The sequence below is a fragment of the Pseudomonas sp. DR208 genome (assembly GCF_019823005.1).
In the GTDB taxonomy this organism is placed as follows: domain Bacteria; phylum Pseudomonadota; class Gammaproteobacteria; order Pseudomonadales; family Pseudomonadaceae; genus Aquipseudomonas; species Aquipseudomonas extremorientalis.
Genome location: NZ_CP081944.1, coordinates 1,870,854 through 1,893,900 on the forward strand (window position 1 = coordinate 1,870,854; position 23,047 = coordinate 1,893,900).

Here is a 23,047-nt window from a genome sequence, read left to right on the forward strand (position 1 = left end):
TGCTGCGTCTCAGGCTTTGTTCAAGGCCTGCGCCGCCGCCAGCACGGCATCCACATGCCCCGGCACCTTCACACCACGCCATTCCTGGCGCAGCACGCCATCCTTGTCGATCAGGAAGGTGCTGCGATCCACGCCGAGGTATTCCTTGCCGTACAGCTTCTTCAACTTGATCACATCAAACAGCTGGCAAACCGCTTCATCCTTGTCACTGATCAGCTCGAAGGGAAACTCCTGCTTGCCCTTGAAGTTCTCGTGGGACTTCACGCTGTCACGCGACACACCAAACACCTCGGTGTTGGCCGCCTTGAACGCTGCGTACTGATCACGAAAGCCCTGGCCTTCGGTGGTGCAGCCCGGCGTGCTGTCCTTCGGGTAGAAGTAGATCACCACTTGCCTGCCCTTGAGGGCGGCGAGGCTGAAGGTCTGGCCACTGGTGGCCTGGGCTTCGAAATCGGCTACGGGTTTGTCGATGACTACCGCCATGAAAACTTCCTTACATTGGGTTCTGTGGGCGCCATGGCTCGATCAAGGCATCGAGGTTCAAGGCATCGGCGAAATCCAGGAACTGGTCGCGCAACCAACTGATCTGCACGCCGGCCGGCAGGGTCACGGTAAACGTGGCGTTCAGCATGGTGCCGCCGGTTTGCGGGGCCTGGTAGGTGTCGCAGGTCAGGTTTTCCAGCTCAACGTTGTGGTCGATGAAGAACTGGCACAGCTCATTGACGATGTCCGAGCGGTAGGCGGAGCTGACGTAAGCCACATACGGCAGGGCCTGGGGACGATTCTCCAGGGCTGCGCTGCGCACCACATTGACGGTGAAGTCATGCTTCTTGGCCAGGCCTGGCAGGCCGGTCTCCAGGCGCGCCAGGGCATCCCAGGTGCCGGAGATCTGCAGGACCAGCGCGCTGCACTCGCCGTGGCGGGTCAGGCGGGAGGTCACGACGGCGCAGCGGTTTTCATGGCTGGCGCGGCACAGGACGTTGGTCAGCTCCATGGGGTTGGCGCCGAGGGCACTGATAACAAGGAATTGTTCGCGAACTGTGGGGGTGGACATGCAGCCTTCCTAAAACGATGAGCGGTCGATACCGTGTGGGCTGTATCGATCAAAGGATGAAGGGTAGCGAAAACCGTCGCCAAGGGATAGGAGGTGGCGTTTTCATTGCGTGATCGGTCCGATTTCAGCGTGCTTCAGGGCATGCTTTCGCCCAATGATGGCATTGCCCGTCGTTTAGTTGCGCCAGAACGCATCCTCAGGCGGTACTTCGCTTGTGCAAGCATCTTGGCGCCAGTACCATTACGGCTCTCTTTTTCCGGCAGGAGCGGTTGCATGATTGCGGGCAGTATGGTGGCACTGGTCACACCCATGGATGCACAAGGTCATCTCGACTGGGACAGCCTGGGCAAACTGGTGGACTTCCACCTGCAAGAAGGCACCAATGCCATCGTGGCGGTCGGCACCACCGGTGAATCGGCCACCCTCGACGTGGAAGAACATATCCAGGTCATCGAATTCGTGGTCAAGCGTGTTGCCGGCCGTATTGCCGTGATCGCCGGTACGGGCGCCAACTCGACGCGTGAAGCCATCGAGCTGACCAAAAACGCCAAGAAGGCCGGCGCCGACGCCTGCCTGCTGGTGACCCCGTACTACAACAAGCCGACCCAGGAAGGCCTGTACCAGCATTTCCGCGCCATTGCCGAAGCGGTCGACATCCCGCAGATCCTCTATAACGTACCGGGTCGTACCGCGTGCGACATGAAGGCCGAGACCGTGATCCGCCTGTCCACCGTGCCGAACATCATCGGTATCAAGGAAGCCACCGGTGACCTGCAGCGCGCCAAGGACATCCTGGCCGGCGTGAGCAGCGATTTTCTGGTGTATTCCGGTGACGACGCCACCGCTGTCGAGCTGATCCTGCTGGGCGGCAAGGGCAACATCTCCGTGACCGCCAACGTGGCCCCCCGTGCCATGAGCGAAATGTGTGCCGCCGCCATTGCAGGCGACGCCGTGACCGCCCGCGCGATCCACGAGAAGCTGATGCCGCTCAACAAGACACTGTTTATCGAATCCAACCCTATTCCCGTGAAATGGGCACTGACTGAAATGGGCATGATGCCGGACGGTATCCGTCTGCCGCTCACCCGTCTCAGCGAAGCCTGTCACGAACCGCTGCGACAGGCCCTGCGCCAGTCCGGCGTCCTGGTTTAATTGAGGAAGCACTACGCATGAAGCGATTGGCCGGACTTTCCGCACTTGCCTTGATTATCTCCAGCACCAGTGGCTGCGGTTGGATCTGGGGCCCGGAAGGCTACTTCCGTGACCGCGGCAGCGATTACCTGGAAGCACAACCCACCAAACCGATGGAATTGCCGCCGGGCGTCAACGTCGCCAAGCGCCTTGACCCGTTGCTGCCGATCCCGCGCAACGTCGCCGACGACACCACCAAGGGTGAGTACGTGGTGCCGCGTCCACAGCCGATCTCGGCGGTGGCGGATGCCAGCGACTACAGTCTGCAGAAGAGCGGCGACTCGCGCTGGATCGTGGCACAACGCCCACCTGCCGAAGTCTGGCCGGTGGCCGTGCAGTTCTTCCAGGACAACGGTTTCCGCCTGGACGAGCAGCGCCCGCAGACCGGTGAGTTCACCACCGCGTGGCAGCAGGGCAGCGAGCTGTCCGCCACCATGGCCAAGCGCTTGCAGGCCGGTGGCGTAGCCGCTGACAGCGAAGCCCGCGTGCGTGTGCGCATCGAACCAGGCGTACAGCGCAATACCAGTGAAGTCTACGTGGTCAGCGCCGAGCGCCCGGCCGGCAGCACCGCCAACGTTGACTTCACCAACCGCTCGGTTAACACCGGCGTCGACTCGGCGCTGGTCGACGAGATGCTGGCCAGCATGAGCCGTATCTCCGAGAAGGGTGGTTCGGTTTCCCTGCTCGCCGCCCGTGATTACGACACCCCGAGCCGCGTCAGCCTCACCGAAGACGGCAGCGGCAACGTGGTGCTGAACCTGGGTGAAGACCTCGACCGTGCCTGGGCCAGTGTTGGCCGCGCGTTGGAGCAGGGCCCTTGGCGCGTTGAAGACATCAACCGCAGCCTGGGCCTGTACTACATCAACGTGGCGGAAAAGGCCGAGCGTAAAGACGACGAGCCTGGTTTCTTCGGCAAACTGTTCGGCAGCAAGCCGACCAAGGAAGAGATCGAGACCCGCGCCGAACGTTACCAGGTTCGTTTGAGCAAGGTGGGCGACAGCGTGCAGGTCACCGTCGAGAAGAACATCAATACCGTTGCGCCAGCTGAAACAGCGCGCAAAGTGTTGGGCGTGATTCAGGACAACCTGGGCTGATCCGATGCGTTTTGCCGTTCTCGGCAGCGGTAGCCAAGGGAACGGCACGCTGGTCGCACATGACGACACGTATGTGCTGGTGGATTGTGGTTTCTCGTTAAAAGAAACCGAGCGGCGCCTGCTGCGCCTGGGGGTTCACCCCGCGCAGCTGAGCGCGATTCTGGTAACCCACGAACATGCCGACCACGTGCATGGCGTGGGTTTGCTGTCTCGGCGCTACAATCTCCCGGTGTACCTCAGTCGCGGCACCTTGCGCGGGATGCGCAAACCCATCGAACCCGCAGGTTTCCTGGCCGGTGGCGAGCAGTTGCAAATCGGCGCCTTGAGCATCGACGTGATTGCCGTGGCGCATGATGCCCAGGAGCCGACGCAGTATGTCTTCAGTGACGGTGAACGGCGCTTCGGCGTACTGACCGACCTGGGCTCCTACTGCGCCAAGGTGCTGGACGGCTACCGGAACCTCGATGCCTTGATGATCGAGTCCAACCATTGCCGAGACCTGCTGGCCCGTGGTCATTACCCCTACTTCCTCAAGCAGCGGGTGGGCGGCGAACTGGGACATTTGAACAACCACCAGGCGGCGTACCTGGTGTATGAGTTGGGCTGGCAAGACTTGCAACACCTGGTCCTGGCCCACCTGAGCAGCAAGAACAACCTGCCGCAGCTGGCCCGGCAATGTTTTGTCGACACCCTCGGGTGCGACCCGGACTGGCTGCAACTGGCCGATCAAGATTCAGGGCTCGACTGGCGACACATCGCCTAGCCCACCATTTAGCAAGCGGAGCCCATCATGGAAAAACGTGAAGAACTCTACCGCGGCAAAGCCAAGTCGGTGTACAAGACCGACGACGCCAACCGCCTGATCCTGCTGTTTCGCAACGACACCTCGGCGTTCGACGGCAAACGCATCGAACAACTTGATCGCAAAGGCATGGTGAACAACAAGTTCAACGCCTTCATCATGCAGAAGCTCGAAGCGGCCGGCATCCCGACCCAATTCGACAAACTGCTGGGCGACAACGAGTGCCTGGTCAAGAAGCTCGACATGATCCCGGTTGAATGCGTCGTGCGTAACTACGCCGCCGGCAGCCTGGTCAAGCGCCTCGGCGTGGAAGAGGGCCTCAAGCTCAACCCGTACACCTTCGAACTGTTCCTGAAGGACGACGCCAAGGGCGACCCGTTCATCAACGAATCCCACGTCGTGGCATTCGGCTGGGGTACCGCTGAGCAACTGGCGCGCATGAAGGAGCTGTCCCTCAAGGTCAACGACGTGCTGAGCAAGCTGTTCGACGACGCCGGCCTGCTGCTGGTGGACTTCAAGCTCGAGTTCGGCGTGTTCCACGACGGCTCCATCGTCCTGGGCGACGAATTCAGCCCGGACGGCTGCCGCCTGTGGGACAAGGACACCAAGAAGAAGATGGACAAAGACCGCTTCCGCCAGGGCCTCGGTGACGTGATCGAAGCCTACGAAGAAGTCGCCAATCGTCTCGGCGTACCGCTTTAATCGACGCAAGCATCTGATAGCACGGAAAAAAATCGCTTCGGCGCTTTGCATCCACGAATCATGCTGTTATGATGCGCGCCGTTGGAGAGATGCCAGAGTGGCCGAATGGGACGGATTCGAAATCCGTTGTACCTTCACCGGTACCTAGGGTTCGAATCCCTATCTCTCCGCCATTACATAGAAAAAGCCCCGTAGCCGAATAAGCTACGGGGTTTTTTCGTTTTGGAATGTAATCGTTCCTTCTCTGTGGCCAGCAAGCCTTCAAGCTTGACCCTACTTCTTACCCTTGGGCTTTGACGGCGGCTTTTTATCCGTCTCCTTCACCGTCTCCCTAGGCCTCTTCTTTGCCTCAGCCTCTGTCACGTACTCCCCTGTGACCGCGTCACGATATCTAGCTGGCATATAACCTCCTTGGCAGTCTGTCGCCACGGCAGCGACTTTTTCAGGCTAGCCCAGGGGCCTGGGGGCACAAGATTCATTGTGCGAATTCTCATTACCAGGCTTTTCCATCGCTGTGACGGGCGTTGCGACACTTTGAAAATAAAAAAGCCTGCTGGGCTTAAGGCTCAGCAGGCTTTTTGGGTGGGCACTCTTCGCTCAGGCGGGTTGGGCCGCCAGGCTATTGCTTACATTCCGCCCCAGCACCAGCACAGTCATAAAACCGACGCCGACCAAGGCCGTGGCCAGGCTCAACAACACCGAGCTGCCCATCTGGTCGACGATCCGCCCGCCAAAGAACGAACCCAGGGCAATGATCACTTGAAACAAGGCGACGAACAGCGGCATGCCGCGTTCGACATCCTTGGGCGCGACCACGAACATCCAGATACTGGCGCAGGCCGGGAAGGCGCCGAAGGCAAAGCCCCACAGGCCGATCAGCATTGCGGCGCCGGTCATGCCGGTGGCGAAGTAGGGGAACAGCGCGGTGCTGGTGCCGATCATCAATGCAACCAGCATCAAGGTGTGACGCACGCTGCGGTTGGCAGCAAAACCGGCAAAAATATTACCGAAGACCCCGGCCACGCCAAAGAGCAGCAGCAGTGAGCCGATGGTCGGCCCGTCGAAGCCGGAGCTGTATTTGAAGAATGGCGCGACGTAGGTGTACGCAGCAAAGTGCGCCAGGCCGATCAGCAATACCGCGATCAACCCGACCCGAGCCCGTGGGTTAATGAACAAGGCGGGCAGGTCGCGCACGAGAATGGCTTTCTCCGGGTCCAGCCGGGGCAGCAGGAGGACCTGCGCCAACAACACCGGGATACCCACCAGCGCGGTGACCAGGAACGTCATGCGCCAGCCCATCAGGCCACTGAGCCAAGTGCCGACGGGCACGCCCAGTACGGTGGCCAGGGTCACGCCCATCATGATGATCGAGGTCGCCTTGGCGACGTCCACACCCTTGGGTGCCAGGCGGCCGCTGAGGGCGATGGCCGTCGCCCAGAAACCGCCGATACTGATGCCCAGCAAGACGCGGCCGAACAGCAGCAGGCTGAAGTCACTGGCGAACGCCACGACCATGTTGGCGATGATCATGATCAGCGTCAGGCCGATCAGCAGGTAGCGGCGGTCCATGGCGCCAATGATCACCGACAGCAATGGGGCGGCGAGGGCGGCCATGATGCCGGGCAGGGTCACCATCAGGCCGGCGTGGCCGGCACTGATGCCGAGGTCGGCAGCGACGTCGTTGAGCACGCCCACCGGGAGAAACTCACTGGTGACCAGGGCGAAGGCACCGACGGCGACCGAGAGAATCGCCAGCCACTGCTGTTTGACGCTCTGTTGATTATGTTCGGGGAGGCCGCTGGGGGCCTGGCTGGCACTTGGCATGGTGTTGGGTTCCAGGGTGAACGACGCCTGCAGTCAGGCGAGGGGGAGGGGATCTGGAGGCGATTATAGGAATCAGTGTTGAAAATCGGGCAGGCGCTCGTTTCGATAGTAATCATCAGTGCTATCGATGCGACGCTCTGGCGCGCACTGCATGACGAGGCAGCAGTCCGTGCGCAGGTGGGGCGTTGGCCGTACGGGGGAGGAAAGAGTGAAAGGCGTGCCGCGAACGCGGTTCATGGCACGCCGTAGGCTGCACTAATGCGTACTGGGTTCTTCCTCAACGCGAATGTTGAATGCCTCCAGCACACCGTCGCTTCTTCTTCTCAACTCGTAGGTCACGGTTTGCCCTTCGCGTAGCAACTGGCCTCCCCTGGCGAAGGACGTGCTGTGGAAGAAGATATCCTGGTCATCGTAGGTCGCTGTCTCGCTGCTGGTGGTGATTGCAGTCCGCGGAGCTTTACAGGGCATGGCCGTTCTCCTTTTTCAGTGCAACATAGCGACTTCAGTGAGGGCCTCAAACGTTGATCCGAACGGCATCAGCCCTGCACGGCCACTTCATCCGCCTGCATGCCCTTCTGACCTTGCACGGCTACGAAAGTGACTTTCTGCCCCTCTTTCAATTCTTTGTATCCATCCCCCTGAATCGCTTTGAAATGAACGAAAAGGTCAGGCCCGCTCTCCGGAGTAATGAACCCATACCCTTTTTCGCTGTTGAACCACTTCACCGTACCGTTTTGTCTTCCGCTCATTCTTCGTATCCTCGCAAACCCACGTCTCCCGCTGTACGCCGACACATTGCCGGTAGCGGTATGCCTAAGCAAAGTCCCGAAGCGGCCACCCGTCAACGCGTTGCAAGACCAGCGGTACTGTCATTCCTGACAGGTTCGCGGCTCGATCAATTGAGTGATACTGCGCAGTTTTACGGTGAAAATTTCTGAGGCCCGGGCACGCGTGCGTTCCAGCACCGGATCGCTGCCGCCTTCCGCCAGCAGATAGGCTTCCTGTCCTGTTAGGTGTCCCGGTCTATCGGCGCCTAGCCCTACTCCCCTACGCCCTGTCTGATCTTTTCCAGCAACTCATCGATGTGAAAGGGCTTGGTGATCAGGTGCATGCGTTCGCCCAGGAAGTTCTGGCGGTTGGCCGCATTCTCGGCGTAGCCGGTCATGAACAGGATCGGCAGGTTGGGGTTCAGGGCTCGCGCGTGGTCGGCCAGCTCCCGGCCAGTCATGTACGGCAAGCCGACATCCGTCAGCAGCAGGTCGATGCCCGCATTGGCTTTCAGGATGACGATGGCTTCTTCACCATCGGCCGCCAGGCTGCAGCGGTAGCCGGCATCCGTCAGTACCTCGGCGACAAAACTGCGGACCGAGGGCATGTCTTCAACAATCAGTATGTGTTCGCCCATGCTGTTGCCCGGCACCGCCACGGTTTTGGTGGCAAAGGTGGCGGGGCCGTCGGCGGCGGGGAGCATGAGGGTCACCTCGGTGCCCTGGCGGGTCACGCTGCGGATCTGCGCATCACCGCCGGACTGGCGGGCAAAGCCATAGATGGTCGACAGACCCAGGCCGGTGCCCTGGCCGACGGGTTTGGTGGTGAAGAAGGGGTCGAACACCTTGTCGATCACGCTGTGCTCGATGCCCACACCGTTGTCCCGTACCGACAGTGCAACGTACGGGCCATCTTCCAGCTTGAGGTTGCCGTTGGAGTACGACGGGTAAGTCGTCACCCAGATAATCCCGCCCTGGGGCAGTGCATCCCGCGCGTTGATCACCAGGTTCAGTACCGCACTTTCCAGTTGGATCGGGTCCACCATCGCCACGGCGGGGTTGGTGGTCAGCTCCAGTTTCAGGGCAATGTGTTCGCCGATGGTGCGCACCAGCAACTCTTCCAGCGAGCGGATATGTGCGTTGATATCGGTCGGCCGGGTGTCCAGCGGCTGCTGGCGGGCGAAGGCGAGCAGACGGTTGGTCAGGCCGGCGGCGCTCAGGGCTGAACTGAGCGCCGCGTCGGCATAACCGAGTACCTTGTCGGTGCGCTGGCTTTCGATACGCTTCTTGATCAGTTCCAGGCTGGTGATGATGCCCGTCAGCAGGTTGTTGAAGTCGTGGGCGATACCGCCGGTGAGCTTGCCCAAGGCATCCATTTTCTGGGCCTGGAGCAGTTGCGCTTCCGTACGTGCCAACTGGGTGGTGGCGTTGGCCAGCTCGGCCTGTTGGTGGCGTTCACGATGGCGGTGTTCGGTTACGTCCTCGACAAACACCAGGCTCAGCTCGGCGCGGTCATAGGGCGAAATCTGCCATTCGGTTTCGCGCAGTTGCCCATCGACCTTCATCTGCAGCGTGCCCTTCCAGCGTTCACCCGCCGCGAGGCGCAGGCACAGCTCCTGGATGACGCTGTATTGATCGCTGGCGAAGCATTCGAGCAGGGCGTCCGGGTTGAGGTTGTCGTGGATCAGTTGGGCGAAGGCGTGGTTGCACTCGTGAACCTTCAACTGCGCGTCCATCACCGCAATCGGTGCGCTGATATTGAAGAAGATTTCCCGGAAGCGCGCCTCGCTTTCGCGCAGTGCGTATTCGGTGTCGCGTACCCGCAGCAAGGTGCGCAGGGTCGCCAGGAGCACCTCGGGGTCTACCGGGTGGATCAGGTAGGCATCGGCGCCTGCGTCCAGGCCGGTGATGATGTCGCCGGTCTCGATGGACGCCGCCGAAACGTGCACCACCGGCAGCAAGGCCGTGGCCGGGTTGGCACGCAAACCACGCACGATGTCGAAGCCGCTCATGTCCGGCAGGTTGACGTCCAGGATCAGTGCGTCGATCTTGCCCCTCGCGATCAGGTCGAGCCCTTCCTGGCCCGTGCCGGCTTCCAGTACCAGGTAATGATGGCGCTCCAGGCGTCGGCGCAGGGCATAGCGCGTGGCAGCGTTGTCGTCGACGATCAGCAGTTGTATGTCACGTTTCATCGACGGTCTCGCTGGCGATGGAAAAGGGAATGACCACAAAAAACAGCGAGCCCACACCGGGTGTGCTTTCCACGCCCACCCGGCCACCGAGCAGTTCGGCGAAACGCTTGCACAAGGACAGGCCCAGGCCGGTGCCGCGCAGGCGCTTTTGCAACGGCGAATCGATCTGGGAAAAGTCTTCGAACAGATTGCTGTGCAATTCACCCGGTATACCCAGGCCGGTGTCCTGCACCGCAAAGCGTATCTCGTGTTCATTCTCCATGCGCGCCGACACCCGCACTTCGCCCTGCGCGGTGAACTTCAGCGCGTTGGAGATAAAGTTGCGCAGGATCTGCGCCAGTTTCTTGTCATCGGTGTAGAGCTTGGGCAAGCCGGAGGGCTCTTCGAAGATCAGGTCCACCGAGGACGCATCGACAATCGGCCGGAACATGCCGCGCAACGCCGAAAACAGGTCGAACATATCGAACCAGGCCGGGGAAATGCTGATACGTCCGGCCTCGATCTTCGCCAGGTCCAACAGGTCATCGACCATCTCGCGCAGTTCGCGGGCCGAGTTGCGAATGAAGCCGACCTGGGTGTGCTGTTCCTCGCTCAACGGGCCATCCAGCTCATCGGCCAGCAGGCTGGTGATGCTCAGGATCGAGCCCAGCGGCGTGCGGAACTCATGGCTCATGTAGGACAGGAAGCGGCTCTTGAGGTCCGACGCCTGGCGCAGTTGGTCGGCCTGGGTGTCCAGTTCGGCATACAGCGCCAGCACGCCCTGGTTGGTTTCGTCCAGCTCGGAACGCAGGGCGTCCGCCTCCAGGCGAAGGCGTTGGATTTCAGCGGCGAGCGCGGCAGGGGTGTCAGCCATCAATGGCCTCCAGGGCAATCACGAAGACCGTGACGTCATCCCGGCCGCGACAGAAGTCACGGTGCAGGACGGCGGCGATCAGGGCAGGGTGGCGGTGGACGAGCCCGGGGTAGTCCGACAGGTTCCAGCGTGACTGCAGGCCGTCGCTGTAGAGGATCAGCAACTGGCCGCCCACTTGAGCGTAGTCGAAGGCATGTGCCTTGCGAAACTGCACGCCGACGATCCCTGGATGGGAGGCCAGGCCACGGGATTTTTCCGGCCCGATCAGGCTGGCGCCAATATTGCCCACGCCGGTAAACCTCAGGTTATCGGCCTCGGCATCGTATTGGGCCACGGCGAGGGCGCCACCGCGGGTGCCGTTCATGGCAATGTGCAGGTCGTTCATCAGCACCGTCGAATCCAGGAAGGCATTCTGGGCGAATACCCCTTCACCTGCCCGGGCGGCTTGCTCGGCATATTCGCCATGGCCCAGTCCATCGGCCACCATCACACTGAAACCACCGGCTTCGATTGCCAGGTGCCAGGCATCGCCGCAATGCGGATCATCATGCAGTGAGTGCTGGCTGACCCCGTAGCGAATGTCCTTTGCCACTGAGCCGCGTGGATACAGCCTGGCCAGGATCGCCGTTCCGCGTGGATTGGCGTAGGCATCGAATACCTGGGCCAGGCGCGAAATCGCACCCAGACCAATGCCTTGGGTGCCCCCGGTAGAGTAACCGTCCACCAGGCAGCTGTTCAGGTCGAAGCCTTGGCCACGGTCGATGGCGACCAGTTCGAGGCCACCATTACCGGTGGTGCGCAGGTGCAGTTGGCCATGTTCGGCATGCTTGAGGACATTGCTGGCCAGTTCGGTGGCCACCAGGGCTACGCGCCCGGCATCGGTGTCGTCGAAGCCCAACTGCTCGGCGAGCTGCTGCGCCGTGCGGCGGGCGTGGCCGACCTGGCTGGTGTCTTCAATCAGCAGCACATGGGTCAAGGCACTGGGAATGTTCAGGCCCATCGGGTGATCGTCACGCGGGTGCCCTGGCCTGGCGCGGTCTCCAGTTCAAATTCATCCACCAGGCGCTTGGCCCCGGTGAGCCCCAGGCCCAGGCCGCTGCCGGAGGTCCAGCCGTCGGTCATTGCCAGTTTCAGGTCGGGAATGCCCGGGCCTTCATCGCGAAAGGTCAGGCGCAGGCCGGGGCGGTGGTCTTTTTCGACCACCGCCCAGTCCATGTAGCCACCCTTGCCATAGACCACTGTGTTGCGCGCCAACTCGCTGACCGCCGTGACCAGCTTGGTCAGGTCGATCAGGCGCATGCCGCAGTCCTGGGCCAGTTTGCGTACGAGTTGTCGAGCCAGCACGACGTCCTGTTCGATCAGCACCGGGTGGGTGCCATTGCTGGCTTGGGTCATGAGTGTTCTACCCGGTCGCGCAGCAGTTTCATGCCGCGCTCGACATTCAACGCCGTCGCCACGCCAGGCAGGGTCATGCCCAGTTCCACCAGCGTAATGGCTACGGCGGGCTGCATGCCTACCAAGACGGTCTGCGCGTCCATGATGCGCGAGAGGCCGGAGATCGTGCCGATCATGCGTCCGATGAACGAGTCGACCATGTCCAGCGCCGAGATATCGATCAGCACACCGCGGGCGGAGGTACGGCTGATGCGTTCGGACAGGTCGTCCTGCAGGGTCAGCGCGAGTTGGTCGTGCATGTCCACCTGGATGGTCACGAGCAGGAACTCGCCCATCTGCAAAATAGGGATGCGTTCCATGCTTAAACGGCCTTGGTGACGGTGACGCCTAAGCGTTTGAGGGAGAGTGCCAGCGCATCGGCCAGGTTGGCCTTGGTGACCACGCCTTGCAGGTCGAGACCCAGGTGCACGATGGTCTGCGCGATTTGCGGGCGTACGCCACTGATGATGCAGTCGGCACCCATCAAGCGGATGGCCGTGACGGTTTTGAGCAGGTGCTGGGCGACCAGGGTGTCGACGGTCGGTACGCCGGTAATGTCGATGATCGCGATTTCCGCGCCGGTGTCGACGATGCGTTGCAGCAGCGATTCCATCACCACCTGGGTGCGTTGCGAATCCAGGGTGCCGATCATCGGCAGGGCCAGGACGCCTTCCCACAACTTCACCACCGGCGTGGACAGCTCCAGCAACTCTTCCTGTTGGCGCTTGATCACCGACTCGCGGGATTTCTGGAAGGTGCGGATGGTGTGCATGCCCAGGGCGTCGAGCAGCTCGGAGACTGTCAGCAGTTGTTCGGCCAATTGTGCCGGCTGGTCGGCATATTCACGCTGCAACAGCGTGAACAGCGGGCCCTTGAGGGCAAAAATGAAGCTGGCAGTCTGCTGGGAGTCCTGGCCGGCGAGGGCGCGGCTGTGGGAGAGCTTTTCCAGGAATTGGCGGGTTTGTGCCCAGTTTTCATGATCGGTGCGCTGCGAACCGCCATTTTGCAGGGCTTCAGTCAGCAGAGCCAGGAACTCGGCGGTCTGTGTTTGCACGTCGTCAGGCTTGATATTGCGCGTGGCCCCCGAGGCTTCGAGACTGGCTTTCCATTGATCAAGGAGAGTGCTGCGATTAGCTTGCAGGGCCTGGATTGTGTTCGTTTGCAGAGTTGCCACGGTAACCTCCTTGAATGCCATTGATGCGGTGCGCGCAATCTATACTAAATTGAGCTGTTTGGAATTGTTTCAAGCGGATTCGTTCAGGGGGACCGTCACTTTAAAAAGTGCCCTGGGGGACTATAGTTTGGGCCTTTTGTTTGGCCAGTGACGCGGGTCATTTAACGGCCTGCCGGTCACCCACATATGGCGACGCTGCGACTCGCGTACGATAATGCCCGCCACTTCGACCACATTGGCCCTCCCGTGATCATCAACTTCGACCTCAATGACCTCCAGGCCTTCCGCGCCGTGGTAGACAAGGGCAGTTTCCGTGGCGCCGCCGAGGCCATCCGCATCTCGCAACCGGCCCTCAGCCGGCGCATCGAAAAGCTCGAAACCGCCCTTGATGTGAAGCTGTTCGAACGCACCACCCGGCGGGTCAGCCTGACCATGGTTGGCCGTACGTTTTTGCCACAAGTCGAACGCATGCTTGACGACCTCGACGTGGCGCTGATGGGCATCAGCAACGTCGCGTCCACGCGCATGGGCAATGTCACTGTCGCCTGCGTGCCGTCCACCGCGTACTACTTCATGCCCCACGTGATCTCCGAATTCCGCAAGCTGTATCCGAAGATCCGCTTGCGGGTGCTGGATACCAGTGCCGGCGAGGTGTGCAGTGCGGTGGAGAGTGGCGAAGCGGATTTCGGCTTGAGTTTCAGCGGCAGCCTGGCCGAGGAAGTGGAATTCGAACTGTTGTTGCAGGAGCGCTACGTGCTGGCCTGTCGCCGCGATCACCCGCTGGCCCAGCGCGACAGCGTGAGCTGGGCCGAGGCCTGCGAACATGATTACATCACCCTGGACAAGACCTCCGGCAACCGCCTCCTGCTTGACCAGGCCTTGCGCGGCATACGGGTGAAAAAGCCGAGTGTCTGCGAGACGCACCACGTGACTACCATGATCGGCTTGGTGGAGGCGGGATTGGGCGTGGCGATGGTGCCATCGATTGCGATGCCGGCCCTGGAGCACACGGTCCTGGTCAGCGTGCCCCTGGTGGAGCCGCAGGTGATGCGCAACGTGGGCTTGATAAAACGCCGCGGGCGGACATTGCCGCCAGCGGCGCTGGAGTTGGAGCGGTTATTGCGGGAGATGCCGTTTCGCTCAGCGTGACACCGAGTCCAGGCCGGTGGATTGCACCACCGGTTGCGCCTGGGGTGAGGCCAGGAATTGCAACAACGCCTTGGCCTGCTCCGGGTGTTGCGCGTTGACCGGAATGCCGGCGGCAAAGCGCGTCACCGATTGCACATCTTCCGGGATCTTGCCGACGAAGGTCACACCTGGCACCGGCAACAATTCCGCCACCTGTTGCAGGCCGACTTCGTAGTCACCCTTGGCCACCTGTTCGGCCACCGGCTGGCGTTCGATCATGGTGCCTTTGGCGGGCATGCCGAGCTTCTTGAACAACTCTTTCTCGACGTATACACCGCTGGCGCTGTCCGAATAGGCGACCGACTTGGCTTTGCTCAGGGTGGCTTTCAATTCGGCATCGGTGCCGATGGCCGGTTTGACGGCGCCGGCTTTTACCACCAGGCCGATGCGCGAGTCTGCCAGTTCCACGCGGGAGGCCGGGTCGACCTTGCCCTGCTTGATCAAATCATCCAGGGCGTAGCCGACCATGATCACCACGTCAGCGGGTTCGCCTCGGGCCAGGCGGTTGGGAATCGCTTCCGGCGCCTTGCCCATCGACGGGCCGAGGATAGTGTCGAGGGTATCGCCGCTTTGCTTGGCATATTGCGGGCCAAGCAGTTTATAGGCGGCAGTGAAGCCACCCGATGTCATTACCTTCAACTGCTCGGCCTGGGCCGACAATGCCAGTGCGCCCAGGGCCAGGGCCGTCAGGGTCTTGAGCAGAGCCTTCATTGTGCGGCCCCCTGCATCACTTGCCCACGGGCGTTGGCACGACGATACAGCGCGAGGGTCGAGCACAGCGCGCATGCTGCGGCGAACATCATCCAGTAGGCCGGCGAGGCCTTGTCTTCGGTGATGTGGATGAACCAGGTGGAGATCGCCGGGGTGAAACCGCCGAAGATCGCGGTGGCCAGGCTATAGGCTAGGGAGAAGCCCGCCACGCGCACTTCCACCGGCATGATTTCGGTGAGGGCCGGGATCATCGCGCCGTTGTACATGCCATAGAGGAAGGAGAACCACAGCAGGGTTTCCAGCATATGGGCGAAGCTTGGCGCGTTCACCACGTAGGACAGCGCTGGGTAAGCCGTAAGAACGGTCAGTACGGTCATCGCGATCAGCACAGGCTTGCGACCGAAACGATCGCTCAAGGTGCCGCCGATCGGCAGCCAGACAAAGTTCGAAACGGCTACCAGCAAGGTCACCAGCAGCGCATCGGACGTGCTCAATTGCAGCACGGTCTTGCCGAAAGTCGGCGCATACACGGTGATCAGGTAGAACGCGGTAGTGGTCATGGCCACCATCAGCATGCCGCCGATGACCACGGTCCAGTTTTTCACCAGGGTCGCCATCACTTCACGCATGGTCGGGCGATGTTTGCGGTTGGCGAACTCTTCGGTTTCCTGCAGGTTGCGGCGCAGGATGAAAATGAACGGGATGATCACACAGCCGAGGGCGAACGGAATGCGCCAGCCCCAATCGGCCACCACGGCCGGCTCCATCCACACGTTCAGGCCATAACCCAGTGCGGCGGCGACCACGATGGAGATCTGCTGGCTGCCGGATTGCCAGCTGGTGTAGAAGCCTTTGCGGCCTGGCGTGGCCATTTCGGACAGGTACACCGACACACCGCCCAGTTCCGCACCGGCCGAGAAGCCTTGCAGTAAACGACCGAGCAGCACCAGCAGCGGTGCCCACAAGCCAATGGTGTGATAACCGGGCACCAGCACGATCAGCAGGGTGCCGCTGGCCATGATCGACAAGGTCACGATCAGCCCTTTGCGGCGACCGACGTCATCGATATAGGCACCCAGGATGACCGCGCCCAAAGGACGCATCAGAAACCCTGCGCCGAATACGGCGAAGGTCATCATTAATGACGCAAACTCATTAGCGGCAGGGAAGAAGGCGGCAGCGATGTAGGTGGCGTAGAAACCGAACAGAAAAAAGTCGAACTGTTCGAGGAAGTTGCCCGAAGTAACGCGAAATACCGCCCCCACTTTCGAACGGGTAGAGTCGGGCCGGGTAGGGCTAGTCATGGTTTTATGTCTCCAGCGTTCTTTTTGAATGTGCTTGTTTCGCTTAAGACCTGGAATAGTGGCTGACACATTTAGAAATGTTAAGTGACAATTTTGGATAGATTGATGTTCGTTGGCTATCAATCGGTAATGCAGTCGGAAATGCGTTCGCTGTCTATCCTGAAGATGTGACCAATTCTTACGGATGGGAGGTGGCAATGACGGATCAACAGAAACGGCGGGACGAGCCGGAACGTGAGCAGCCCCAGCGGCGGGAGGAAGAAAAACCGCAGACCTGGAAACATCCCGATGATGGCACCGAGCTTTCAGAGCGGGATCAGGAGCGTCCGCTAAAACCCTGATATCAGGTTAAATGCGCTGCAACTGTGGGAGTGGGCAAGCCCACTCCCCCAGTTGTATGTGCAACTCTCAAAACTAGGAAACTATTTGACATATTTGATTTGTGATCACATATTGAGGCCATAAGAACGACAACACAGGTTTTGCCTCATGACAGATGGTCCGCTCCTCCTGCCCACCCTGCGCCAGGTGTCCCGCGATACCTTGCAAGACCAGGTCTACCGCCAGATCCGCGAAGCGCTGATGAGTGGCCGTTTCCAGCCTGGCCAGAAACTCACCATCCGCGGCCTTGCCGAAGCCCTCGGTTCCAGCCCGATGCCGGTGCGCGAAGCCCTGCAACGCCTCAGTGCCGAAAACGCCTTTGAAGTCACCGAGACCTCTCGTCTGCGGGTGCGCTTGATGACGGTCGAACGCCTGCGTGAAATTCGTGATGCACGGGTCGCCCTCGAAGGGCTGCTGGCGGAAAAAGCCGTGCTGCGCCTGCAAAAGGCCGACCTCGACGAAATCACCGACCTCTGCCAGCAAATGCAGCACGCCGCCGACGAAGTCGACGTGTCGCGCTACCTGTGGACCAACTTTGCGTTTCACCGGCGCATCTACGCCGTGGCCCAGGCCGAGTTGACCATGGCCGCCGTGGAAAACTTCTGGCTGCACATGGGCCCGTGCTTTGCGCTGGTCGCCCCGGATAAAGCTCACCTGCAACGTTCGATGGAGGCGCACACGCGCATTGTCGAAGCCCTGGCGGCCCGCGATGGCGCCGGTGCACGCGCAGCGGTGACCGATGACATCATGCAGGCCGCCGATTCCCTGGCGCGCCTGCTCGTCAAGAACGACCGTTCGCGGTCGTCTGTTTCAGGAGGTAAACGTGCATGAGTGTCTTACAGCGGCTGCAGCCCTATCCTGGGTTACGTGTGTTGATTTCCGGCGGGGCTGCCGGCATTGGTGAAGTGCTGGCGGCGGCGTATCTGGAAGCCGGTGCCCAGGTGCATGTGTGTGACGTCAGCGAGCCGGCCCTGGCCGCGTTTCGCGACAAGTACCCGGGCACCGTCGCCACCCGCGCCGACGTCAGCGATGCCGTGCAGATCGAGGCGGTATTCAAGGTGCAGCGCGAGCACTTCGGCGGTCTCGATGTGCTGGTCAACAACGCCGGGATCGCCGGGCCTACCGGCGGCATCGATGCGATCAGCGACGCCGATTGGCAGGCCACCATCAACATCAATCTCACCGCGCAATACCGCTTTGCCCACCATGCGGTGCCGATGCTCAAGGCGTCGTCCCACGGCCACCTGCTGCATATCGCCTCGGTGGCGGGGCGCCTGGGCTACGCGTGGCGCACGCCGTACGCGGCGACCAAATGGGCGATTGTCGGCCTGATGAAATCCCTGGCCTCGGAGCTGGGCGAGAGCGATATCCGCGTCAACGCCTTGCTGCCCGGCATTGTCGAAGGCCCGCGCATGGACGGCGTGATCCGTGCCCGTGCCGAGCAGGTCGGCGTGCCCGAAGCCGAGATGCGCCAGGAATACCTCAACAAAATTTCCCTCAAACGCATGGTCACCGCCGAAGACGTGGCCGCCATGGCGTTGTTCCTCTGTTCGCCCGCCGCACGCAACGTGACCGGCCAGGCGATCAGCGTCGACGGTAACGTCGAGTACCTGTAAGCCACGCAAGAACACAGCGCGCTGCACCCAGGATTTTTTTCATAAGAATAAAAGTCGGAGAGTCGTCATGCCCAAAAATCGTCCTGTCATCATCACCTGCGCCGTTACCGGTGCGATTCATACGCCGTCGATGTCGCCGCATTTGCCGATCACTGCGCAGGAAATCGCCGATGCCGCCATCGGTGCCGCCGAAGCCGGCGCCGCGATTGTCCACCTGCATGCCCGCGATCCCAACGATGGCCGCCCAAGCCAGGACCCGGCGTTGTTCGCTGAATTCCTGCCGCAGATCAAGGCCGCCAGCGACGTGGTAATCAACATCACCACCGGCGGCGCGCCGACCATGGGCGTGGAAGAACGCCTGCAACCGGTGATGCAGTTCAAGCCGGAACTGGCCTCGCTGAACATGGGCTCGATGAACTTCGGCCTGTATGAAATGCTCAACCGCTTCACCGACTTCAAGCACGACTGGGAGCGGCCGTACCTGGAAGAAAGTGACGACCGGATCTTCCGCAACACCTTCCGTGACATCACCCATATCCTCAATTCCTGTGCCGAGAACCGCACGCGGTTCGAGATCGAGTGCTACGACATCGGCCACCTGTACACCGCCGCGCATTTCCTGGAACGCGGCCTGCTCAAGCCGCCGTTGTTTATCCAGTCAGTGTTCGGCTTGCGTGGTGGCATCGGCGGGCACCCCGAAGACCTGGCGCACATGCGGCGTACTGCCGACCGCTTGTTTGGCGACGACTATGTGTGGTCGATCCTCGGCGCCGGGCGTGGGCAGATTCCGCTGGCGACTATGGGCCTGTCCATGGGCAGCAATGCGCGTGTCGGTCTGGAGGATTCGCTGTGGGACGGCCCGGGCAAATTGGCCGCGTCCAACGCCGACCAGGTGCGACGTATCCGTACGGTGATCGAGGCGCTCGGCCATCGCGTCGCCACGCCGGATGAAGCGCGAGAAATCCTCGGGCTCAAGGGGCGCGATCAGGTCAATTTCTAACCCGACCAACTGCCGCGTCACGGCGCGGCCTGCATCCCGCACAACAACAATAAGGGGATCACACCATGCGTATCGAAGTGCTCGTCGACGTCAAGACCACCCTGGGCGAAGGCCCGGTGTGGGACGTCGAACAACAACGCTTGTATTGGATCGATAGCGCCGACGGCCGCATCCTGCGCTGCACCGACGACGGCCGCGAACTGCGTGCCTGGGAGGTCGGCCAGAAAATCGGCTCCATGGCCCTGCGCCATAACGGTGAGTCGGCGATTGTCGCCCTGCAAAACGGCGTACACACCCTCGACCTCAACAGCGGTGAGCTCAACCTGGTCATCGACCCGGAACCACACCTACCGGATAACCGCCTCAACGACGGCAAGGTCGACCGCCAGGGCCGCTTCATCTTCGGCTCCATGGACACCTTGGAGGACAACGCCAGCGCCAGGCTTTACCGCCTGGACGCCGACCTGAGCCTGCACAGCCTGGACGAAGGCATCATCGTGTCCAACGGCCCGTGCTGGAGCCCGTCCGGTGACACTTTCTATTTCTGCGACACCTGGTCCGGCGAGATCTGGGCCTACGACTATGACCTGGCCACCGGCAATGTGAGCAACCGCCGCACCTTCGCCAGCGTCGACACCTCGGGCGGCGGCGCTGCCGACGGCTGCACGGTGGATGCCGAAGGCTGCCTGTGGCAAGCCTTGGTCTATGCCGGAAAACTGGTGCGTTACACCCCCGACGGCCACGTCGACCGCATCATCCCGATGCCGGTGAAAAAGGTCACCAGCCTGACCTTTGGCGGGCCGAACCTGGACACCCTGTTTGTGACTTCCATGGCCAAGCCGCCGCTGCCGCGTTTTCCGGCGGACGGCCAGCAGCGCGGAGCGCTGTTCGCCATTACCGGGTTGGGCGTGCAAGGAATAGCCGAGCGACGGTTCGCCAGCTAGCGCGTGTGTGTGACAAGGCATATTCCTTCGCAACCTTGTGTCAGTGCGCGCCCTCGCGCGCCTGGAGAGGCCCATGGCAACTATCAAAAAAGCGTCGCTGCGCAGCATTCACCGGCATTCCTGGGTGTCGCTGCTGGTCTGTTGGATGATCTGGATTCTCAACGCCTACGACCGTGAGATCGTGTTGCGCCTGGGGCCGACCATCTCCAAGCACTTCGATTTATCCGCCGACCAATGGGGCACCGTGGCCACGGTGGTCATGCTGGCCCTGGCGTTGCTGGATATACCCGGCTCCATGTGGAGCGACCGCTACGGCGGCGGCTGGAAACGTGCACGTTTCCAGGTGCCGCTGGTGCTGGGCTACACGGCGATCTCGTTTCTGTCCGGCTTCAAGGCCCTGAGCGGCAACCTCGCCACCTTCATTGCCCTGCGCGTCGGGGTCAACCTCGGCGCCGGCTGGGGTGAGCCGGTGGGGGTGAGCAACACCGCCGAATGGTGGCCGGTGGAGCGACGCGGCTTCGCCCTGGGTGCGCACCATACGGGCTATCCGATTGGTGCGATGCTCAGCGGTATCGTCGCCAGTTTCGTCATCACCATGTTTGGCGAGGACAACTGGCGATACGTGTTCTTCTTCGCCTTCGTGGTGGCGTTGCCACTGATGATTTTCTGGGCGCGTTATTCCACCGCCGAACGCATCACCGCGTTGTACGTCGACATCGCCGCCAAGGGCATGACGCCACCGGACAACGCGCCGGCCAGTTCGGTGAAGGGCGAGGCCTGGCGCACTTTCGTCGCCACCTTGCGCAACCGCAATATCGCCCTCACGGCGGGCAATACGATGCTCACCCAGGTGGTGTACATGGGCGTCAACATCGTGTTGCCGGCCTACCTCTACAACATCGCCGGACTGTCACTGGCCGAGTCGGCGGGGATGAGCGTGGTGTTCACCCTCACCGGCATTCTCGGGCAACTGGTGTGGCCGTCGCTGTCGGATATCATCGGCCGACGCACCACCCTGATCATCTGCGGGGTGTGGATGGCGGCGAGTGTCGGCGCGTTCTACTTCGCCAACACCCTGACCCTGATCATCGTCGTGCAACTGTTGTTCGGCCTGGTGGCCAACGCGGTGTGGCCGATCTACTACGCGGTGGCCTGCGACTCGGCCGAGCCGTCGGCGACGTCCACCGCCAACGGCATCATCACCACCGCGATGTTTATCGGCGGCGGCGTGGCGCCGGTGCTGATGGGCAGCCTGATCGCCATGGGCGGCGGCTGGACCACGCTGCACGGCTACACCGTGTGTTTCTTCGTGATGGCCGGCTGTGCCCTCGGCGGCGCGCTGCTGCAACTGTTTTCCCATCGCCCCCAGGCGTTGGCCCTGCAACTCGACTCCTAGAACAACACCGATGCGCCCCCCAGCCCGCCTGGCGGGGCGCCAAGAGGAACTGCCGATGACTACCGCCACCGCCGCCCGCACCCCGCAGGCGTTGAACAAACTGATGTTCGTCAAACTGATGCCCTTGCTGATCATCGCCTACATCCTGAGCTTCCTGGACCGCACTAACATCGCCCTGGCCAAGCATCACCTGGACGTCGACCTGGGCATTTCCGCCGCCGCCTATGGCTTGGGCGCGGGGCTGTTTTTCCTGACGTATGCGCTGTCGGAAATCCCCAGCAACCTGATCATGCACAAGGTCGGCGCGCGGTTCTGGATCGCGCGGATCATGGTGACCTGGGGCCTGATCTCGGCGGCCATGGCCTTTGTGCAGGGCGAGACCTCGTTCTACGTGCTGCGCCTGTTGCTGGGCATTGCCGAAGCGGGGCTGTTTCCTGGGGTCATGCTCTACCTCACCTATTGGTTCAACCGTGAGCAACGGGCGCGGGCCACCGGGTATTTCCTGCTCGGCGTGTGCTTTGCCAACATCATCGGTGGCCCGGTGGGTGCGGCCCTGATGCGCATGGACGGCCTGCTCGGCTGGCACGGCTGGCAGTGGATGTTCCTGCTCGAAGGCTTGCCAGCCGTGGCGTTTGCCTGGGTGGTATGGCGCAAACTGCCGGATCGTCCGAGCAAGGCGCCGTGGCTGTCGGCCGAGGAAGCGCGCGGTATCGAACAGCGCATTGCCCGGGAAGTCGAGGAGGGCGCGGGCGAGGGCGGTCACTCGTTGAAAAACTGGCTAACCCCGCAAATCCTGCTGGCGATTTTCGTGTACTTCTGTCACCAGATCACCCTCTACACCGTGATCTTTTTCCTGCCGAGCATCATCAGCAAGTATGGCGAACTGAGCACCATGAACGTCGGCCTGCTGACTTCATTACCGTGGATCGCGGCGGCACTCGGTGCCTTGCTGATTCCGCGTTTCGCCACGACGCCCGGACGCTGCCGGCGGTTGCTGGTCACAGGGCTGCTGACCATGGCGCTGGGCCTGGGCATCGCGTCGATATCGGGGCCGGTGTTCAGCCTGCTCGGTTTTTGCCTGTCGGCGGTGATGTTCTTCGTGGTGCAGTCGATCATTTTTCTGTACCCGGCTTCCCGTCTCAAGGGCGTTGCGCTGGCCGGCGGGCTGGGATTTGTCAACGCCTGCGGGCTGTTGGGCGGTTTTGTCGGGCCGTCGGCGATGGGTGCGATCGAGATGAGCACCGGCAATGCAATGAACGGCTTGAAAGTCATTGCGCTGGTGCTGGTGGTGGCGGCCGTGGCGGCCCTGCGCTTGCGCATGGGGCACGAACCTGAGCGTGGTGCGCAGGCCAGCGAAGCGTCCTACACGTAGACGCCGGCTACGGGGCTTTCTAAACTGCGGCTTGTCTTGGGAAAAGGG

The 23,047-nt window shown here is 61.6% G+C and carries 25 protein-coding genes and 1 tRNA gene; 13 read left to right on the plus strand and 13 right to left on the minus strand.

Annotation, left to right across the window (positions count from 1 at the left end; translation table 11 throughout):
* Positions 1-9: 9 nt before the first annotated feature.
* Positions 10-483: a peroxiredoxin gene (locus K5K89_RS08240; RefSeq protein WP_071488941.1), complete on the minus strand. Its 474-nt coding sequence runs from the start codon at positions 481-483 to the stop codon at positions 10-12.
* A gap of 10 nt (positions 484-493) precedes the next feature.
* Positions 494-1,054: a glycine cleavage system protein R gene (locus K5K89_RS08245; RefSeq protein WP_003172487.1), complete on the minus strand. Its 561-nt coding sequence runs from the start codon at positions 1,052-1,054 to the stop codon at positions 494-496.
* Positions 1,055-1,327: 273 nt separating this feature from the next.
* On the opposite strand from K5K89_RS08245, the gene dapA reads away from it, so the two are divergent.
* The 5 genes from dapA (at position 1,328) to K5K89_RS08270 (ending at position 5,016) form a co-directional block, all read left to right on the plus strand.
* Positions 1,328-2,206 carry a 4-hydroxy-tetrahydrodipicolinate synthase gene (gene dapA, locus K5K89_RS08250; protein ID WP_016975174.1) on the plus strand — a complete coding sequence of 293 codons (879 nt, stop codon included), beginning with the start codon at positions 1,328-1,330 and terminating at the stop codon, positions 2,204-2,206.
* 17 nt (positions 2,207-2,223) lie between these two features.
* Positions 2,224-3,339 carry an outer membrane protein assembly factor BamC gene (bamC, locus tag K5K89_RS08255; RefSeq protein WP_058425138.1) on the plus strand — a complete coding sequence of 372 codons (1,116 nt, stop codon included), beginning with the start codon at positions 2,224-2,226 and terminating at the stop codon, positions 3,337-3,339.
* Between the two features lie 4 nt (positions 3,340-3,343).
* Positions 3,344-4,102, plus strand: a complete 759-nt coding sequence (locus tag K5K89_RS08260; RefSeq protein ID WP_012722776.1) for an MBL fold metallo-hydrolase — start codon at positions 3,344-3,346, stop codon at positions 4,100-4,102.
* Between the two features lie 27 nt (positions 4,103-4,129).
* Complete coding sequence (gene purC / locus K5K89_RS08265; RefSeq protein WP_010212191.1) at positions 4,130-4,843, plus strand: phosphoribosylaminoimidazolesuccinocarboxamide synthase; 714 nt, start codon at positions 4,130-4,132, stop codon at positions 4,841-4,843.
* Positions 4,844-4,926: 83 nt separating this feature from the next.
* Positions 4,927-5,016, plus strand: a tRNA-Ser gene (locus tag K5K89_RS08270).
* 424 nt (positions 5,017-5,440) lie between these two features.
* Here the strand turns inward: K5K89_RS08270 and K5K89_RS08275 are convergent.
* From K5K89_RS08275 to K5K89_RS08315, 9 genes are all read right to left on the minus strand, one after another.
* Positions 5,441-6,667, minus strand: coding sequence for an MFS transporter (locus K5K89_RS08275; protein ID WP_071488945.1), 1,227 nt, complete (start codon positions 6,665-6,667; stop codon positions 5,441-5,443).
* Between the two features lie 255 nt (positions 6,668-6,922).
* On the minus strand, positions 6,923-7,135 hold the full coding sequence (locus tag K5K89_RS08280) for a cold-shock protein (protein ID WP_222541185.1): 213 nt from the start codon (positions 7,133-7,135) through the stop codon (positions 6,923-6,925).
* 68 nt (positions 7,136-7,203) lie between these two features.
* Positions 7,204-7,416 carry a cold-shock protein gene (locus tag K5K89_RS08285; protein ID WP_222541186.1) on the minus strand — a complete coding sequence of 71 codons (213 nt, stop codon included), beginning with the start codon at positions 7,414-7,416 and terminating at the stop codon, positions 7,204-7,206.
* Positions 7,417-7,706: 290 nt separating this feature from the next.
* The gene (locus tag K5K89_RS08290; RefSeq protein WP_222541187.1) at positions 7,707-9,626 is read right to left on the minus strand and encodes a response regulator; all 1,920 of its coding nucleotides are present in this window, start codon (positions 9,624-9,626) and stop codon (positions 7,707-7,709) included.
* Positions 9,616-10,479, minus strand: a complete 864-nt coding sequence (locus tag K5K89_RS08295) for a sensor histidine kinase (RefSeq protein WP_071488947.1) — start codon at positions 10,477-10,479, stop codon at positions 9,616-9,618. The genes K5K89_RS08290 and K5K89_RS08295 overlap by 11 nt, the downstream gene beginning before the upstream one ends.
* A complete protein-coding gene (locus K5K89_RS08300) occupies positions 10,472-11,479 on the minus strand; it encodes an ATP-binding protein (RefSeq protein ID WP_083351550.1) in 1,008 nt (335 codons plus the stop codon). Before K5K89_RS08300 ends, K5K89_RS08295 begins: the two co-directional genes overlap by 8 nt.
* Positions 11,470-11,874, minus strand: a complete 405-nt coding sequence (locus K5K89_RS08305) for an ATP-binding protein (RefSeq protein WP_071488948.1) — start codon at positions 11,872-11,874, stop codon at positions 11,470-11,472. Before K5K89_RS08305 ends, K5K89_RS08300 begins: the two co-directional genes overlap by 10 nt.
* Positions 11,871-12,233, minus strand: a complete 363-nt coding sequence (locus K5K89_RS08310) for an STAS domain-containing protein (RefSeq protein WP_017254285.1) — start codon at positions 12,231-12,233, stop codon at positions 11,871-11,873. Before K5K89_RS08310 ends, K5K89_RS08305 begins: the two co-directional genes overlap by 4 nt.
* Before the next feature lie 2 nt (positions 12,234-12,235).
* Positions 12,236-13,087, minus strand: a complete 852-nt coding sequence (locus K5K89_RS08315) for an STAS domain-containing protein (RefSeq protein WP_071488949.1) — start codon at positions 13,085-13,087, stop codon at positions 12,236-12,238.
* A gap of 246 nt (positions 13,088-13,333) precedes the next feature.
* Between K5K89_RS08315 and K5K89_RS08320 the strand changes: the two genes are divergently transcribed.
* The gene (locus tag K5K89_RS08320; RefSeq protein ID WP_071489105.1) at positions 13,334-14,236 is read left to right on the plus strand and encodes a LysR family transcriptional regulator; all 903 of its coding nucleotides are present in this window, start codon (positions 13,334-13,336) and stop codon (positions 14,234-14,236) included.
* On the opposite strand, the gene K5K89_RS08325 is transcribed toward K5K89_RS08320, so the two are convergent.
* Both K5K89_RS08325 and K5K89_RS08330 read right to left on the minus strand, forming a co-directional pair.
* On the minus strand, positions 14,228-14,986 hold the full coding sequence (locus K5K89_RS08325) for a substrate-binding domain-containing protein (protein ID WP_092247250.1): 759 nt from the start codon (positions 14,984-14,986) through the stop codon (positions 14,228-14,230). The genes K5K89_RS08320 and K5K89_RS08325 overlap by 9 nt on opposite strands.
* Positions 14,983-16,290 (minus strand): MFS transporter, encoded by a 1,308-nt coding sequence (locus K5K89_RS08330; protein ID WP_071488951.1) that lies wholly within the window; start codon positions 16,288-16,290, stop codon positions 14,983-14,985. The genes K5K89_RS08325 and K5K89_RS08330 overlap by 4 nt, the downstream gene beginning before the upstream one ends.
* Positions 16,291-16,487: 197 nt before the next feature.
* Here K5K89_RS08330 and K5K89_RS08335 point away from each other — a divergent pair, with 197 nt between their 5' ends.
* The 7 genes from K5K89_RS08335 to K5K89_RS08365 all read left to right on the plus strand — a co-directional run bounded on the left by K5K89_RS08335 (position 16,488) and on the right by K5K89_RS08365 (position 22,999).
* The gene (locus tag K5K89_RS08335) at positions 16,488-16,631 is read left to right on the plus strand and encodes a hypothetical protein (RefSeq protein ID WP_165447906.1); all 144 of its coding nucleotides are present in this window, start codon (positions 16,488-16,490) and stop codon (positions 16,629-16,631) included.
* 148 nt (positions 16,632-16,779) lie between these two features.
* Positions 16,780-17,502: a GntR family transcriptional regulator gene (locus tag K5K89_RS08340; RefSeq protein WP_222541188.1), complete on the plus strand. Its 723-nt coding sequence runs from the start codon at positions 16,780-16,782 to the stop codon at positions 17,500-17,502.
* The gene (locus tag K5K89_RS08345; RefSeq protein WP_222541189.1) at positions 17,499-18,287 is read left to right on the plus strand and encodes an SDR family oxidoreductase; all 789 of its coding nucleotides are present in this window, start codon (positions 17,499-17,501) and stop codon (positions 18,285-18,287) included. Before K5K89_RS08340 ends, K5K89_RS08345 begins: the two co-directional genes overlap by 4 nt.
* Positions 18,288-18,354: 67 nt before the next feature.
* Positions 18,355-19,287 (plus strand): 3-keto-5-aminohexanoate cleavage protein, encoded by a 933-nt coding sequence (locus K5K89_RS08350; RefSeq protein ID WP_071488953.1) that lies wholly within the window; start codon positions 18,355-18,357, stop codon positions 19,285-19,287.
* A 65-nt stretch (positions 19,288-19,352) separates the two neighbouring features.
* Positions 19,353-20,231 carry an SMP-30/gluconolactonase/LRE family protein gene (locus tag K5K89_RS08355; RefSeq protein WP_222541190.1) on the plus strand — a complete coding sequence of 293 codons (879 nt, stop codon included), beginning with the start codon at positions 19,353-19,355 and terminating at the stop codon, positions 20,229-20,231.
* 73 nt (positions 20,232-20,304) lie between these two features.
* Positions 20,305-21,627 carry an MFS transporter gene (locus tag K5K89_RS08360; RefSeq protein WP_222541191.1) on the plus strand — a complete coding sequence of 441 codons (1,323 nt, stop codon included), beginning with the start codon at positions 20,305-20,307 and terminating at the stop codon, positions 21,625-21,627.
* A 55-nt stretch (positions 21,628-21,682) separates the two neighbouring features.
* On the plus strand, positions 21,683-22,999 hold the full coding sequence (locus tag K5K89_RS08365) for an MFS transporter (RefSeq protein WP_222541192.1): 1,317 nt from the start codon (positions 21,683-21,685) through the stop codon (positions 22,997-22,999).
* Positions 23,000-23,047 lie beyond the last annotated feature (48 nt).